We start from the raw sequence: 16546 nt of genomic DNA on the forward strand, positions 1-16546 counted from the left end.
TTTAGACCGTTCAGGAGTTAGCGGTTGTGATAATTTGATAGTAATGAAACTAGAGAAGCAATTGGCAATAGGCCTGAGTTTGCTTGCTATTGGTGCAAATGCCCAGACGGACATTTGGCGTGCTGATAGTTTGCAGGAGGTGGTGGTGACAGGTACTGGTACGCAGCACCTGCTGAAAGATGCGCCCGTGCAGACCGAAGTGATCAGTCGCCGGCAGTTGCAGCAGTATGCCGGCAAGAGTATCGAGGATATCCTGTCGGGACTCACGGCATCGTTCGATTTCAGCGAGAACGATATGAGTAGCAGACTGCAGATGAACGGTCTGGGCAACGCGTATGTGCTGATACTGATAGACGGTAGGCGCCTGCATGGTGATAATGGTGGCGAGAACGACCTGAGTCTTATCGACCCGCATAATATCGAGAAGATAGAAATCGTGAAGGGTGCCTCGAGTGCCCTCTATGGCAGTGATGCGATAGCTGGTGTGATCAATATCATCACCCGCAAGCATCGCGAACAGGGCGTGATGGTGGAGAACACCACGCGCGTGGGCTCTTATGGCGACATCAGGCAGCATAACGGCGTGGCGCTCAACTATGGTAAACTGTCGAGCTACACCAACTTCCAATTGCAGCACTCCGACGGTTGGCAGAACACCGCCGAGGAAGCTATCCAACAAACGGAATACCACATCACCGACTCGCGCAACAAGACGGTGAACCGGCATACCAACTGGCAGATAGCTGAGCGACTGACTTATCAGCTCACGCCTGCCATCGAACTCTATGCCGACGGTAGCATATACTGGAAGCGCATCTATCGCCCCTGCGGTCATCATCCCGGTGTGGATGTTAAAACGTGGGATATGCAATACAACAATGCATCTATATCGGTAGGCGGAAAGTGGAAACTGAATAAAACGGATGTGATTACGCTTGATGCCGATTGGAAGAAGCATGCCTATAACTACGCCTATACCGACACCACGCTGACGGATGGCTATGTGAACGGCCGTTTTACCAATTATTTCCCTTACTTCCCCGGTGATAAGGAACTGCAGAGCGACCAGCGACTGACTAACATCTCGCTGAAAGGAATCTTTGCGTTGCCCTATGAGCAGCAGTTGAGTGCCGGACTGGAGTATCGCTACGACTGGTTGAAAGCGCCGATGCGTGTGGCTGGCGGAAAAGCGACTGACAATACCGAAGCACTGTATGTGCAGGACGAGTGGGCACTGCTGGATCCACTCTGCATCACAGGCGGTTTGCGACTGACCCGCAATGAGGGATTCGGCACCCGACTGACACCCAAACTGTCAGCCATGCTGAAGTTGGGCGACCTGCGACTGCGAGCCACCTGGAGTCAGGGTTACAAGACACCTACGCCTAAGGAGTTGCACTATCAGTATATCAAGAATATGAATGGTGTGTATCTCTACCTGGGCAATGAAGACCTGAAGGCACAGACCTCGAATTATTTCGGTGCCAGCGTGGAATATACCATCGGGCACCTGACGCTGACCTTGGCGCCTTATATTAATAAGGTGGACCGCATGATCACGCTGGTGACCATACCTACCAAGCAGGCTCCGGGCGAACTGATTACGAAATACGACCCCATCCGTGTGCGCCAATATCAGAATATGGAAGATGCCAAGACCTATGGCGTGGATTTCACCGTGCGTTATCAGGGTAAGCACTTCACCGCTGGTGGTAGCTACAGCTATCTGGACACCGAAGCCAACCAGTATGACACTGAGAACGACGTGATGCAGAAGGTGACCATCGACGGTATGGCGCATCACAAGGCTAACGTATATGCCACCTGGAACCATCAGTTCTCAAAGAAATACCAGTTGGGCGTGGGTATCTACGGACGCTTGAGCAGTAAGCGCCATTATCAGATAGACGGCGACGGCAAGGGTTATCAATTGTGGCGACTCTCAACCAATCATCAGATAGGCCGACTGCTGAAAGTGGATGCCGGTATTGACAACATCTTTGATTTCGTGGACCGCACGCCTCACGGACTGCATCTGGGCACCACCTCGCCAGGCAGAACTATCTATGCCTCGCTCACGGTGAGACTCAATCAAGGTAAGAAACTATCAAATAAGTATAAGTCTAATTTTAATTACAACAACAATGAAACAGATTAAGTTTTTGATGCTGGCCATGCTGACAGTAGTGGGCAGCGCACTGTTTACAGCTTGCGACAGCGATGATGACAACAAATCAACACAGTCGAACTATGACAGGTATCAGCAAGCTGTGAACCAGACAGTAAACAACCAGAAGAAAAATGATAAAGTGATTCTGCTGGTGGCCTTTGGTTCTACCTGGGAGCAGGCCTATGACACCTTTGATAAGGTGGTAGAGGATTACAAGGCAAGTTTCTCTGGATGGGATGTGTATCTCTCATTCTCTTCGGCTATCTGTATCAATCAAGCCCGTGCTGGCGAGAATGTGGAACCTAAGGACTATTACGACCCCGAGCACTGGCTCACCGCTATCGGCCTGGCTGGTTACAAGCAGGTGGTGGTGCAGTCGCTGCAGGTAATCCCTGGTGAAGAGTATCGCCGTGTGCGCGACAGCTATGTGAAGGACTTCATGAACAACCGTAATGGCGACTTCACTGATGCCTATATGAAGAGTCTGGACAGACAGGTGGTTGTAGGTACCCCACTGATGGCAGAGGAGAGCGACGCCAGAACACTGGCCGCCACACTGAACAACGAGGCTGATGTGAAGGCTGCTGTGGCTCAGGGCATCGTGGCTTTCATGGGCCATGGTAATCCAGAGGGTTACGACTACTATGGTGGTAACGTGCGCTACCTGCAGCTGGAGAACTACCTGCGTGACATCAATACCAACTACTATGTAGGTACTGTGGATATGGAGGATACTTATGTAGATAATGTGCTGGAGCATGTGGCTGGTGGCGACTTTGACATCGCTGTAGGTGACGTGACCGTGAGCATGAGCTATGCTGCCAATGGTGCTAAGAAGGCTCAGCTCTATCCGCTGATGAGTATCGCCGGTGACCACGCTCATAACGACATGGCTGACCCCGATGATGACGAGAGCTGGTTCTCTATGTTTAATGCTGCAGGCATTGAGACTGCTGCCTATGAGACCAACTACACTGAGGCTTGCTGGAAGAAGTATAAGAGCGGTGAGGAGTATATCCCCGGACTGGCTGAGCGTAGTGCCGTGCGCAAGTTGTGGATGAACCACACCCGTGAGGCTATCGCCAAGCTGGGCACCGACGAGGCTCTCTCGACACCAACAACAGCAGCAGAATAATCATGATTTAAAATTGCTAAATGAGGTATAATTTATTCGCATTACTAGTGGTACTCCTTTCGGGGAGTACCGCTTTTTCGCAAATTCATCAGACGGACTCGTCGGCTGTCCGTCGTTCTTACAACCTTAATCCAATTGTGGTTACCGGTTCTGGTCATCACCAGCGCCTGAAATCAACAGCCACACCTGTGAGGGTGCTCTCCAGTCAGGAGATGCGTGAACAAGGTATCACGACCTTCGACGGCGCACTCACACGCATGATGCCGCAGGCATCGATGGCGCCCAGTTCGATGGGTAGCTTTCTCAGACTGAACGGACTTGGCAATAAATACATCCTGATTCTGATAAACGGTCAGAAACTATCGGGCGACATCTCAAACAATGTGGATCTGAATCGTATCAACATGTCGCGCGTAAAACGTATCGAGGTGCTTGATGGGGCTGCCTCGTCACTCTATGGTAGTGATGCCATCGCGGGTGTCATCAATATCATCACCGATCAGCCTACACAGGATATGATGAGCGTCAGCAGCGACACGCGTGTGTCAGGGCATGGCGTGCTCACAGAGTCGGTTGGTCTCGACATCTTCAAGAATGGCTTCGGTTCCTACACCTCGTTCATGCATGATAGGGCCGACAGTTATCGTAACAACGACCTGGAACTGGTGAAAGGTTCCGACACAGAAACTCAGGCGTCGATAGCCCCGCTGTTCACCGGCTATCGCTCTGATATCATCGGACAGAAATTTACTTATACCCCCAATAAGCATTTGGCGCTGAATGCGGGTATAGACTATTCATATAAGATAACCGATCGCCTAGAAACACGCAGCGATATCACTGGCGGTACCGACTACGAGATGCGATACAAAGGACTGCGATGGAACGTGGGTGGAATCTATAAGTTTACGGCCAAGAACTCGATTCAGGCCGATTTCGTGGTGGACCGTTTCCGTTATGGCAAGGAGTATGATGTGGCCACCAAGACCAATGCCATTGGCGACTACGTGCAGTCGAAGAAGCAGCGCATGATGGAGGGACAGTTGAAAGCCATCCTGGGACTGACAGCGCACTCTACCACCATCTTCGGTGCCGACTGGCGCAAGGAGTATCTCAATGCCACCAGCGGTAATATCGACAGTCATGTGTATTCGCTCGCTGCCTATGCCCAGCACGAGATGACGCTGCTGAAGAACCTGACGGCGACACTGGGATTGCGACTGACGCAACATGAGACGTTTGACCAGCATCTCACACCAAAAGCCACACTGATGTATGCATCGGGAAACTTCAGATTCCGAGCTACTTACTCAGCCGGTTTCCGTGCACCTGGGCTCGATGAACTCTACTACCACTATTTCTCAGTGAATCGTGGTAAGGCACAGATCAGCTTTGGCAATCAGGACCTGAAGCCTGAGAAGAGCAACTACTTCGCACTGAATGCTGAATATCGCACACAGGCTCTGGCTGTGAGTGTGACGGGCTATCTGAACCGTATCAACGATATGGTGGTGAAACAGAATGTGGATGTGGATGATGCCAGTAGGCAGATGCTCATGACAGAATTCCCGGAGATGACACAGGACCAGGCCGACAAGATGGTGAGCTACGCCCTGTATCAGAACAGTGATAAAGGCGACGTGAAGGGTGTGCAGATGAATGTGTCGGCTAATCTCTTCAGTGGTTTCAACCTCTCAGCCAACTATGTCTATACGTATGCCCGCACCCATAGTGGTGAGGTGTGGACGGTGCTGGAGCGCAGTATGCGCCACGCTGCTACGGTGGCAGCCAACTACCATCATGCCTGGGGCAAATATGCACTCACCGTGAACCTGAATGGACGATTGCAGTCGAAGACTTATTATACGGGCAGTTATGAAGATGCGCCTGGTTTCGGTTTGTGGAACCTGCATACCACGCATGCCTTTGATGTGGCCAAGTGGGCTTATCTGGAGCCTAGCATCGGTGTAGATAATATCTTCGATAAGGTTGACCGTCGCTTAGACTCTTCTACGCGCAAGTATGCGCTATACACACCAGGACGCATGCTGGTGGTAGGACTGAAAGTGAAATTCAAAAACTAAGAGGATATGGGAAAGATTATCGTAGCTGGCATTGGTCCTGGTTCGCAGCAGGACATCACACCTGCAGTGCTCGAGGCAGTGCGACAGGCCGACGTGATAGTGGGCTATCAGTATTACTTCCAGTTTATCATGCCTTATGTCAAGACTGGTTGTGAGTGTATCGACACGGGCATGAAGAAGGAACGCCAGCGCGCTGAACAGGCTTTTGAACTGGCCGAACAGGATAAGACGGTGGTGGTGATCTCTTCGGGTGATGCCGGCATCTACGGTATGACGCCCTTGATCTATGAGATGCGCCGCGAACGTGGCTCGGATATCGAAATCGTGTCGCTGCCGGGCATATCCGCCTTCCAGAAGGCTGCCTCACTGTTGGGTGCGCCTATCGGGCATGATATGTGTATCATCTCGATGAGCGACCTGATGACGCCTTGGGAGGTGATAGAACGTCGCATAGTGGCGGCTGCGATGGGTGACTTTGTGACGGCAGTCTATAATCCCAAATCGCATGGGCGCTACTGGCAGCTGTATCGCTTGCAAGAGATATTCCTGCAGCATCGTTCGGCTGAAACACCTGTGGGCTATGTGCGCCAGGCGGGTCGCGACGACGAGGTGGTGAAGTTGACGACTCTCGGCGCTTTCGACCCTGAGGATGTGGATATGTTTACCGTCATCATCATCGGTAATTCCCAGTCCTATATAGATGACGGCCGACTGATTACGCCACGAGGTTACTACCGTGAGGTGGTGGCTGAAGGCGAGAAAGTGGGGCAGAACATCATGATAACCTCATTCCGCACCATCACAAAGGAACTGAAACGACAGGACTATCCGCTCGACCATAAATGGGCACTGCTGCATGCCATCCATACTACAGCCGACTTTGATATGGAGAATATCCTGTATTCTGACGAAGGGGCGGTAGAAACGCTCTATCAGAAGGTGAAGGATGGCACACTGAAGACGATCATCAGCGATGTGACGATGGTGACCAGTGGTATCCGCAAGGGGGCAGTAGAGCGACTGGGTCTTGAGGTGAAATGTTATCTCTCAGACCCACGTGCCACTGAGATGGCTGAGCGCTTGGGTATCACGCGTACGCAGGCTGGCATTCGTCTGGCTGTGGAGGAGCATCCTGATGCACTGTTTGCTTTTGGCAATGCACCAACAGCGCTTATGGAACTGTGTGAACTGGTGCGCAAAGGCAAAGCGCATCCAGCCGGTATCATCGCGGCACCTGTGGGGTTTGTGCATGTGTGCGAGTCGAAACACATGGCGAAACCTTTCCGCGATATTCCCAAACTGATAGTGGAAGGACGTAAAGGCGGTAGCAATCTGGCTGCGACACTCTGTAATGCGATTCTGACTTTTGATGATGCTGCACAACTAAAACCTGGTCGCGACTTATGAAGAAGTTACACCCCCTGATGTTCGTTGGTACAGGCAGTGATGTGGGTAAGAGCATCCTAGCTGCAGCCTTCTGTCGCATCTTCCGTCAGGATGGATATGCGCCAGCGCCTTTTAAAGCACAGAATATGGCGCTTAACTCTTATGCCACACCCGACGGTTTCGAGATAGGGCGTGCACAGGCTGTACAGGCTGAGGCGGCTGGCATCCCTTGTGAGACGGATATGAATCCGCTACTTCTTAAACCCAGTTCTGACCATACGTCGCAAGTGGTGCTGCATGGCAAGCCATTGGGCAACAAGCATGCCTACGACTACTGGCGGCGGGGCTGTTCCGATATCGATTACCGACAGGAAGTATGCGGAGCCTTCGATCGCTTGGCGGCTCGCTATAATCCCATCGTGATGGAGGGCGCTGGCAGTATCTCGGAAATCAATTTGCGTGCAACCGACTTGGTGAATCTTCCGATGGCACGCCATGCGCAGGCGGATGTGATACTGGTGGGTGACATTGATAGAGGTGGCGTGTTTGCATCGGTCTATGGCAGTATTGCGCTGCAGACGCCCGAGGACAGAAAACTCATCAAGGGTATTATCATCAATAAGTTTCGTGGTGATATGCGTCTTTTCGACGAGGGGCGACGGATGCTCGAGGATCTGTGTGGAGTACCTGTGTTAGGCGTGGTGCCATACTATAAGGATATCTATATCGACGAGGAGGATTCGGTGGCGCTGGAGCAGAAGCGCCGGCAGTTGATAGCTGGTAAGGTGAACGTGGCAGTGGTGCTGTTGCGACATATCTCCAATTATACCGATTTCGACACCCTGGAGCGCCATCCGCGTGTGAACCTGTTTTATACCAATAATATCTCGGATCTGGAGCAGGCAGATATCATCATCCTGCCAGGCACCAAGTCAACGCTCGACGACCTGATGGAGTTGCGTCGGAACGGTTGTGCACAGACTATCATGCGCGCCCATCGCGATGGCAAGATGGTGATAGGTATCTGTGGTGGTTATCAGATGCTGGGACTTTCGGTGGATGATCCTGATGGTGTGGAAGGTTCGATAGCCAGTCTGCCTGGTCTTGGACTGCTTCCCATCCACACCACCATGAGCGCAGAGAAGGCCACCCGTCAGGTGAGTTTCCAGTTTAATGGTCAGACCTGTCAGGGTTACGAGATTCATCAGGGCGTGAGTGATACCGATGAGATGATCATGCAGACGGATCATTGTATTGGTACATATATTCACGGTTTCCTCGACAATCAGTCGGTTATCGACTATCTGTTGGGTACTAAGCAGACTGTCACAGCGCAGGATGCCGATTCTTTTAAGAACGAGCAGTATAATAAGTTGGCAGCCCACGTGCGCCAGCATGTTGATATACAGCGTATTTATGAGATAATGAGTCATGATTAATCCGATAGCATTATTGATAGGTTGGCTACTCGATTTAATATTCGGCGACCCAGTGAGGTTGCCACATCCCATCGTGTGGTTCGGACGGATCATTGCCTTTGGCGAGAAGCGCTTGAACCACGACCCTCACCGCCAACTAAAAGGAGCCCTATTGGCCGTATCCCTGATAGTCGGTGTTTTCGCTCTTGCATGGGGAATCCATTCATACCTCTCACTTCTCAGTTCTCAGTTATCAGTTATCTTCGATGTCCTCATTATATTCTATTGTCTCGCTGGCACCACGCTGATACGTGAGGTGCGACAGGTGTTTCTGGCATTAGACCGCTCATTGGACGAGGGTAGGGCGCAGGTAGCAAGAATTGTGGGCCGCGATACCTCAGAACTTACAGCCAAAGAGGTTCGTACAGCTGCACTCGAGACTTTAGCTGAGAACCTGAGCGATGGTGTGATAGCACCGCTGTTCTGGTTGATGTTGCTGGGTACACCAGGCATGTTGGCGTATAAAATGATTAACACACTCGACTCGATGATTGGCTACCATAGCGAACGATATCTGCAGTTTGGATGCTGGGCCGCCCGTATCGATGATGTAGCTAACTATATTCCTGCTCGTCTAACAGCGTTGTTGATGGTTGGCTTTTGTCCGAAACATCTTTGTTTTATTCGTAGATATGGCCGCCAACACGCCTCGCCAAATAGCGGTTATCCTGAGGCGGCATTAGCCAGCATACTGAATTGCAGGTTTGGTGGACCACATAAGTATTTTGGCGAAGTATTCGATAAACCTTATATTGGTGATAACGACAGAGAATTGACTACTGCGGATATGAAAACAGCTGTACGAATAAATCGCACAGCTGAAATCATCATGGTTGTTATCGTGTTAGCAAGTAGTCTGATTAGCCTACTTTTATCTCGATAGCCTTACTTAGTTTTCTGCTCTTATCAGTTACCTTCAAGATGGCTGTTCCTGGCTGTTTAGCACCACGAACAATTACTACCAACTGACCTTTAAACAACTTCATGGTAGGCTGCTTAAATGGCTCTAAGCTGGTGGCATCACCATTGCATACAGCTTCGAAGGTTCCTGCACCAGTTACCTCGAAACTAAGCTGATCATCAGCTTCGGGAATCATGATGCCATTCTTATCCGTAAGCGATACAGTAACGAAGGCTAAATCGTCGCCATCGGCTTTGAGGCATGGAACATCGTGCTGAGTCCAAACATCACAAGCGATGGCAGATGGTTTGCCAGCCGTGCGGATGGTCTGCTCGCCAGCCTTGTTACCCAGGGCATCATAAACAACAACTTTCACTTCGCCTGGCTTATAAACCACGTTGTTCCAACGCAGACGATAGCGGTCCAATCGCTCAGCAGGATTCTTGGTAACCTTACCCTGACTCTTGCCATTCACAAAGAGCTCGCCAGTAGGATAATCGGTGTAGCAATAAACTGGTGTTACCTTGCCAATACGCTCCTTGCTAAAACTCCAGTGAGGAAGCAAATGGATGGTGTGCTGCTGCTTGTTCCAGCGTGAACGATACAGGAAATAACGATCCTTTGGCAGACCGGCCAAATCGCAGATACCAAAATAGCTGCTGCGCGCAGGCCAGTACTCGTCGTATGGGGTAGGCTCACCTAGATAGTCGTAACCCGTCCAAACAAACTCACCAATCACCCAAGGCAGATCGTCCTGCATCACCCAATCGTCGTCGGGCAGATTACTCCACGAGCAATGCTCCACATCATAAGCCGAACACTGTCCGTCTTCCTTCAGTACGGCACCAGGAATATAACCAGGCGACCATGAGGCATACTGCGAGTTGTCCTTAATCTCGACAGGGAACTTATATACACCGCGACTGCTGACAGTTGATGCGGTTTCTGAACCTAACAGGAAACCCTGTGGCAGCTTGTCGTAATACAGTTTGTATTTGGGCAAACGGTAGTTATAACCAGGAACATCCATCACAGCTGCAAAACCATAGTTCACAGCTTCATCTACGCGGTCCATACCCTGTGTGACGGGACGTGAGGGATCTAGCTGATGACACAGATCCTGCAGGGCTTTGGCCCATTTGGGACCAACAGCTTTATTGCCCTGTTCTGGGATTTCGTTACCGATGCTCCACATGATAATGCTGGGGTGATTGCGATTGGCCAGTACCAGATTGGTAATGTCTTTTTCCCACCACTCATCAAAGAAACGAGCATAGCCGTTCTTGCACTTAGGATACTTCCACATATCAAAACTCTCGGCCATCACCATCATACCCAACGAGTCGCAAACATCCATCTGCATCTGACTGGGCATATTATGCGATGTACGAATAGCATCGCACCCCATTGCCTTCATCATCTTAATCTGACGGATAAGTGCACTCTTGTTGATGGCAGCGCCCAACGGACCAAGATCGTGATGCAAACAAACACCTTTGATTTTACGTGATATACCATTGAGTTGGAATCCGCCATCCTTTGAGCATTTGATGGTGCGGATACCAAACTTTTGTGTTACTTCATCGAGTAGTTCACCACTCTGTGAGTATTTGATACGAGCGGTATATAAATAAGGCGACTCTGGACTCCACAACTTGGGCTGATTAACGGTTATAGCCATTTGTGCGATGCCCTCGTTGTTCAAATCATCGCTACTGCCGCTTGCTACAACTTTACCAGTAGCATCGCAAATTTCTACATCGAATTTTAAACCACCATCCAATGCACTGCCGATACCCACGTTTACATCGAGCACAGCCTGGTTGGCATTCAGCTCACGGGTGCGGATATAAGTTTTCCAAGGATCAATCCATCCATATTTTGTAAGTACCAGTTTTACAGGACGGTAGATACCAGCGCCAGGATACCAGCGACTGCTTTCTTCTACGTTCTGCAGATCAACCTCCAGCAGGTTGTCGCCTGTTTGTATAAATGGGGTAATATTCACGCGGAAGGTATTGTAGCCGTAAGCCCAATAACCTGCCTGCATGCCGTTGATGCTTACGGTAGGTTCGGCCATAGCGCCATCGAACACCAACATAGCGTGCTTGTAACCTTCGGGGATGGTGATGGTTCGCTTATAATGTCCCTCGCCAATCCAGGGCAGGGCACCCGAACGTCCACTCTTTTCGGTTGCTTCGGTTTCACCATTCTGTTCGATAGCCACCTTCTGTAAGTCCCATTTCTTATCAAACGGTCCTGCAATAGCCCAGTCATGAGGCACACTAACGGTTTGCCAATCGGATTTGTTTTGTGAGAAGAGCCAGTTATCGCTCAGCATGAGTTCCTGTCGCTGCTGGGCAAACACCGATAATGGGGCTGCCAACAGCACTGTTAATAGTTCCTTTTTCATAACAATTTGTTATTAGTAATCATTATTTTGCTGCAAATTTACTAATAATTTTCTGAAATAGTTGGCTATTTGATAGTTTATTTGTATTTTTGCGGCTAAATTTCGGATTTTAAAAGTAAATAGGTATATGAAACACCAGTTACGCAGCGCAGTCTGCACAGAAGGACGTAGAATGGCTGGAGCCCGCGCATTGTGGGTGGCCACGGGTATGAAACACGAGCAGTTTGGTAAGCCCATTATTGCCATCGTGAACTCGTTTACCCAGTTTGTACCCGGTCATACACATCTTCACGAGATTGGTCAGATTGTGCGCGAGGAAATCGAAAAGATGGGCTGCTATGCTGCCGAATTCAATACGATTGCTATTGATGACGGTATTGCTATGGGTCACGATGGTATGCTGTACTCGCTGCCCAGTCGTGATATTATTGCCGACAGCGTAGAGTATATGGTAAACGCCCATAAGGCCGATGCCATGATTTGTATATCAAACTGTGATAAGGTTACGCCTGGTATGCTGATGGCTTCGATGCGACTGAATATTCCTACGGTGTTTTGTAGTGGCGGCCCAATGGAGGCAGGTAAGTGGCGCGGTGAGAATGCCGACCTGATTACCGCTATGATTAAAGGTGCTGATCCCAGTGTGACCGACGACGAAATTAAGGAGATAGAACAGTGTGCTTGTCCTGGTTGTGGTAGCTGCTCAGGTATGTTTACAGCCAATTCGATGAACTCGCTTACAGAGGCCATTGGTCTGTCGCTGCCTGGCAACGGAACGATTTTGGCAACTCACACTAATCGTATAGAACTGTTCAAGGCCGCTGCCCGTCAGGTAGTGAAGAATGCCTTTGCCTACTACGAGGATGGCGATGAGAGCGTATTGCCACGTAACATTGCTACCCGCAAGGCCTTTATGAATGCGATGGCTCTGGATATAGCTATGGGTGGTAGTACCAATACGGTGCTGCATCTGTTGGCTGTGGCTCAGGAGGCAGGTGCCGACTTCACCATGAAGGATATCGATGCACTGAGCCGCAAGGTGCCTTGCTTGTGTAAACTGGCTCCTAACACCCAGAAGTACTCGGTACAGGAGTGCGGTCGTGCAGGTGGTATTCTTGGTATTCTGAACGAACTGAATAAGGGTGGTTTGATTGATGGCAGCGCACCACGTGTTGACGGCATGACACTCAACGAGGCCATGCAGAAATATAGTATTGTGGATGGTGCTGTAGATGCCGAAGCTAATCGCATTTATCAGACGGCTCCTGGCAATCGTTTCTCAACCAAGATGGGATCGCAGAGCGAAGAGTGGGGTACACTTGATACCGACCGCGAAAACGGTTGTATTCGCGACTTGGCCCACGCTTACACCAAGGATGGAGGACTGGCTGTGCTGTTTGGTAATATAGCCCAAGACGGTTGTGTGGTGAAGACCGCTGGCGTAGATGAGAGTCTGTGGCACTTCGAGGGTCCAGCTGTGGTATTTGACTCACAGGAAGATGCTTGCGAGGGCATTCTGGGTGGTAAGGTAAAGAGTGGTGACTGCGTGGTAATTACCCACGAGGGACCAAAGGGCGGTCCAGGAATGCAGGAGATGCTGTATCCTACCAGCTATATAAAGAGTATGCACCTGGGTAAGGAGTGTGCGCTGATTACCGATGGTCGTTTCTCGGGTGGTACATCTGGCTTGAGTATCGGCCATATCTCACCTGAGGCTGCCAATGGTGGTAACATCGGCAAGGTAAAGGATGGCGATATCATCGTGATTGATATCCCCAGTCGTTCTATCAGCGTAAAACTGAGCGACGACGAACTGGCAGCTCGCCCACAGCAGCCACTGAAGCGCAACCGCGTGGTTAGCAAGGCATTGCGCGCCTACGCCCAGAGCGTATCAAGTGCCGATAAAGGCGGTGTTAGAATAATCGACTAAATGGTCAATGATCAATGTTCAATGAATTATGAAGGATAGAATAACAGGTGCAAAGGCGCTGATGAGGGCGTTGAAGGCCGAGGGTGTAAAAACCATTTTTGGTTATCCCGGCGGTTCGATCATGCCTACTTACGATGCGCTCTTTGATTATACACGAGGCGAAAAGAAATGTTTCGACCATATATTGGTGCGCCACGAACAGGGTGCGACCCATGCCGCTGAGGGCTATGCCCGCGTTAGTGGCGAGGTAGGTGTAGTTTTAGTAACCAGCGGTCCTGGTGTCACCAATACGTTAACAGGTATTGCTGATGCCATGATGGATTCTACACCTATTGTGGTGATTGCAGGACAGGTGCCTACAGGTGCACTGGGAACCGATTTCTTCCAAGAGGTCGATTTGGTTGGCGTATCGCAGCCTATCTCAAAGTGGAGCTACCAGATTCGTCATGCCGAAGATGTGGCTTGGGCTGTAAGCCGTGCTTTCTATATTGCCCGTACGGGGCGTCCTGGTCCTGTGGTACTCGACTTTACCAAGAATGCACAGGTTGAGGAAATCGATTGGGAGCCTATGAAGTGCGACTTTATCCGTTCGTATGTGCCTTATCCAAAGTTGGATAACGAGGCTGTACGTAAGGCTGCTGAACTGATTAATAATGCCAAGAAACCTTTGGCACTGGTTGGTCAAGGTGTTGAGCTGGGTAATGCCCAAAAAGAGCTGCAGTCATTTCTCGAAAAGGCAGATATCCCAGCCGGTCGAACCATGTTAGGACTTTCGGCACTGCCTTCAAACCATCCTCTTAATGTGGGTATGCTGGGTATGCATGGTAACTATGCCGTGAACCTGAAGGAGCAGGAGTGCGATGTACTGATTGCTATCGGCATGCGCTTCAGTGATCGTGTAACTGGTAATCTGAAAACTTATGCCAAACAGGCAAAGATCATCCATCTGGATATCGACCGTAGCGAGATAGATAAGAACGTAAAGACCGACGTTGCAGTTGTGGCCGATTGTAAGGAATCATTACCTGCTATCACAGCACTACTTGAGGCCAATAACCATCAGAAGTGGCGCGACTCGTTTAAGGAGCTGGATGCAATGGAGCGCGAAAAGGTGATTGAGCCCGCCATCCATCCTACCGAAGGTCCGCTGAAGATGGGTGAGGTAGTAAACGTAGTAGCCGAGATGTCGCCAGACGATACCGTTCTGGTTACAGATGTTGGTCAGAACCAGTTATTTGCAACACGTTACTTTAAGTATCACCATAAGCGCAGTTTGTGTACCAGCGGTGGTTTGGGAACCATGGGCTACGGTCTGCCTGCAGCCGTCGGCGCCACCTTTGCCGATCCTAACCGTACGGTATGCTGCTTTATGGGCGATGGCGGATTCCAGATGAATATTCAGGAGTTGGGCACCATTATGGAGCAGCAGAAACCTGTAAAGATGATTGTGATGAATAATCATTATCTGGGTAACGTGCGCCAGTGGCAGGATATGTTCTGGATGCGTCGTAAATCGTTCACCAAGATGATGAACCCGAACTACGAGCTTATTGCCAAGGGATATGGTATTAACTATGCAGCTGTGGTTGACCGTAAAGATCTGCCCGGACTTGTAAAGAAGATGCTTACGACAGATGGACCATTCCTGTTGGAGTGCGCCATTATGGAGGAAGATAATGTTCTGCCAATGACACCTCCAGGTATGGACGTTGACAAAATGCAGCTTGAGATTTAATGATTTTGACGATTATGGAAAATAAGAAGAAATTATATACACTGCTGGTTTACTCAGAGAACGTAGCTGGTATCTTGAATCAGATTACCGCTGTGTTCACCCGTCGCCAGGTAAATATCGAGAGCTTGAATGTATCGGCATCAAGTATTCCTGGCGTACATAAGTACACCATCACTGCTTGGAGCGACGAAGATCAGATTGTAAAGATTACCCGCCAGATTGAGAAGAAGATAGATGTGGTAAAAGCCAACTTCTTTACCGACGAACAGTTGTTTATCCGTGAGTCGGGACTTTACAAATTGTCAACCCCAATGGTACTCGATAATCCAGAGATATCGCGTACAATCCGCAGGTTCCAGGCCAGCATGATCGAGGTGAATCCCACCTATACCATTGTTCAGATGCATGGTGTAACCGAGGATATTATTTCGCTGTTCCGCGCCCTCGACACTTTTGGTTGCGTGCTGCAGTACACCCGCAGCGGACGTATTGCCGTAACACGTGGTATGCAGGAGCAGGTTAGTGAATTCTTAGAGTCGAGACAGGAGAATGGATAAAGTAGGAAAATATGAGTTTTTAGCAGAGCCCTTTCACTGCGACTTCTCGCAGCGATTGTTTATGGGCCATATGGGCAACCACATGCTGAATGCAGCCGACTATCACTCATCGGCACGTGGTTTTGGCATGAAATATCTCATGACCATCAAGCGTTCGTGGGTACTCTCACGTCTGGCCATCGAGATGGACGAGATGCCACAGATGTACACTAAGTTTAATGTTGAGACATGGGTTGAGAGCGCTATGCGTTTCTTTACCAGTCGTAATTTCCGTGTAGTAGGCGAGGATGGTAAGGTGTATGGATACGGACGCAGTATCTGGGCCATGATTGATACCGAAACACGTCAGCCTACCGATATTTTCGCGATTGACAACGGTGCCATCAACAACTGGATTGTAACTGACAAGGAATGTCCCATTGATAAGGGTGGCCGTGTAAAGATGGACGATAGCGCCCAGTTAGTTGGTACAGTAGAAACCAAATATAATGATGTAGATATCAATGGCCATATCAATTCCGTGAAGTACATCGAGCATGTGCTCGACTTGTGGGATTTGGATTGGTATCGTGAGCATCAGATCAAACGTTTCGAAATAGCTTACGTGGCCGAGGCCCATCAGGGTGATACACTCTCGTTCTACCGCATGCAGACAGGCGAGAGCGAGTATTGCATCCGCATCTGTAAGGATGGCGATACCGAATGTTGTCGAAGTAAAGTAATATTTAAGTAAAATATAAAAAGGTTAGCAATTCGC

General features: G+C 49.8%; 11 protein-coding genes. 10 read left to right on the forward strand and 1 reads right to left on the reverse strand.

Annotation, left to right across the window (positions count from 1 at the left end):
* The first annotated feature begins 43 nt into the window (after positions 1-43).
* The 6 genes from BLU97_RS05125 to cbiB are packed head-to-tail and all read left to right on the forward strand — an operon-like array spanning position 44 to position 9136.
* Entirely contained in the window at positions 44-2158 is a 2115-nt protein-coding gene (locus BLU97_RS05125; RefSeq protein ID WP_074760552.1) for a TonB-dependent receptor plug domain-containing protein, read from the forward strand.
* Complete coding sequence (locus BLU97_RS05130) at positions 2145-3305, forward strand: sirohydrochlorin cobaltochelatase (protein ID WP_074760553.1); 1161 nt, start codon at positions 2145-2147, stop codon at positions 3303-3305. The genes BLU97_RS05125 and BLU97_RS05130 overlap by 14 nt, the downstream gene beginning before the upstream one ends.
* A gap of 20 nt (positions 3306-3325) precedes the next feature.
* Positions 3326-5389, forward strand: a complete 2064-nt coding sequence (locus tag BLU97_RS05135; protein WP_074760554.1) for a TonB-dependent receptor plug domain-containing protein — start codon at positions 3326-3328, stop codon at positions 5387-5389.
* A gap of 6 nt (positions 5390-5395) precedes the next feature.
* Positions 5396-6796 carry a precorrin-3B C(17)-methyltransferase gene (gene cobJ, locus BLU97_RS05140; RefSeq protein ID WP_074760555.1) on the forward strand — a complete coding sequence of 467 codons (1401 nt, stop codon included), beginning with the start codon at positions 5396-5398 and terminating at the stop codon, positions 6794-6796.
* Complete coding sequence (locus BLU97_RS05145; protein ID WP_074760556.1) at positions 6793-8214, forward strand: cobyric acid synthase; 1422 nt, start codon at positions 6793-6795, stop codon at positions 8212-8214. The genes cobJ and BLU97_RS05145 overlap by 4 nt, the downstream gene beginning before the upstream one ends.
* A complete protein-coding gene (gene cbiB, locus BLU97_RS05150) occupies positions 8207-9136 on the forward strand; it encodes an adenosylcobinamide-phosphate synthase CbiB (protein WP_074760557.1) in 930 nt (309 codons plus the stop codon). The genes BLU97_RS05145 and cbiB overlap by 8 nt, the downstream gene beginning before the upstream one ends.
* Here cbiB and BLU97_RS05155 read toward each other — a convergent pair.
* Entirely contained in the window at positions 9114-11567 is a 2454-nt protein-coding gene (locus tag BLU97_RS05155; protein ID WP_074760558.1) for a glycoside hydrolase family 2 TIM barrel-domain containing protein, read from the reverse strand. The two genes, cbiB and BLU97_RS05155, sit on opposite strands and share 23 nt — an antisense overlap.
* Positions 11568-11694: 127 nt before the next feature.
* Between BLU97_RS05155 and ilvD the strand changes: the two genes are divergently transcribed.
* Genes ilvD through BLU97_RS05175 form a run of 4 tightly spaced genes read left to right on the forward strand, consistent with a single transcriptional unit; the run spans position 11695 to position 16522 of the window.
* The gene (ilvD, locus tag BLU97_RS05160; protein WP_074760559.1) at positions 11695-13497 is read left to right on the forward strand and encodes a dihydroxy-acid dehydratase; all 1803 of its coding nucleotides are present in this window, start codon (positions 11695-11697) and stop codon (positions 13495-13497) included.
* A gap of 25 nt (positions 13498-13522) precedes the next feature.
* Positions 13523-15232: a biosynthetic-type acetolactate synthase large subunit gene (ilvB, locus tag BLU97_RS05165; RefSeq protein WP_074760560.1), complete on the forward strand. Its 1710-nt coding sequence runs from the start codon at positions 13523-13525 to the stop codon at positions 15230-15232.
* Between the two features lie 14 nt (positions 15233-15246).
* Positions 15247-15789: an acetolactate synthase small subunit gene (gene ilvN / locus BLU97_RS05170; RefSeq protein WP_074760939.1), complete on the forward strand. Its 543-nt coding sequence runs from the start codon at positions 15247-15249 to the stop codon at positions 15787-15789.
* A complete protein-coding gene (locus tag BLU97_RS05175) occupies positions 15782-16522 on the forward strand; it encodes an acyl-[acyl-carrier-protein] thioesterase (RefSeq protein WP_074760561.1) in 741 nt (246 codons plus the stop codon). The genes ilvN and BLU97_RS05175 overlap by 8 nt, the downstream gene beginning before the upstream one ends.
* The last annotated feature ends 24 nt before the right edge of the window (positions 16523-16546 follow it).

It is taken from the genome of Xylanibacter ruminicola, assembly GCF_900107775.1.
Lineage (GTDB): Bacteria > Bacteroidota > Bacteroidia > Bacteroidales > Bacteroidaceae > Prevotella > Prevotella ruminicola_C.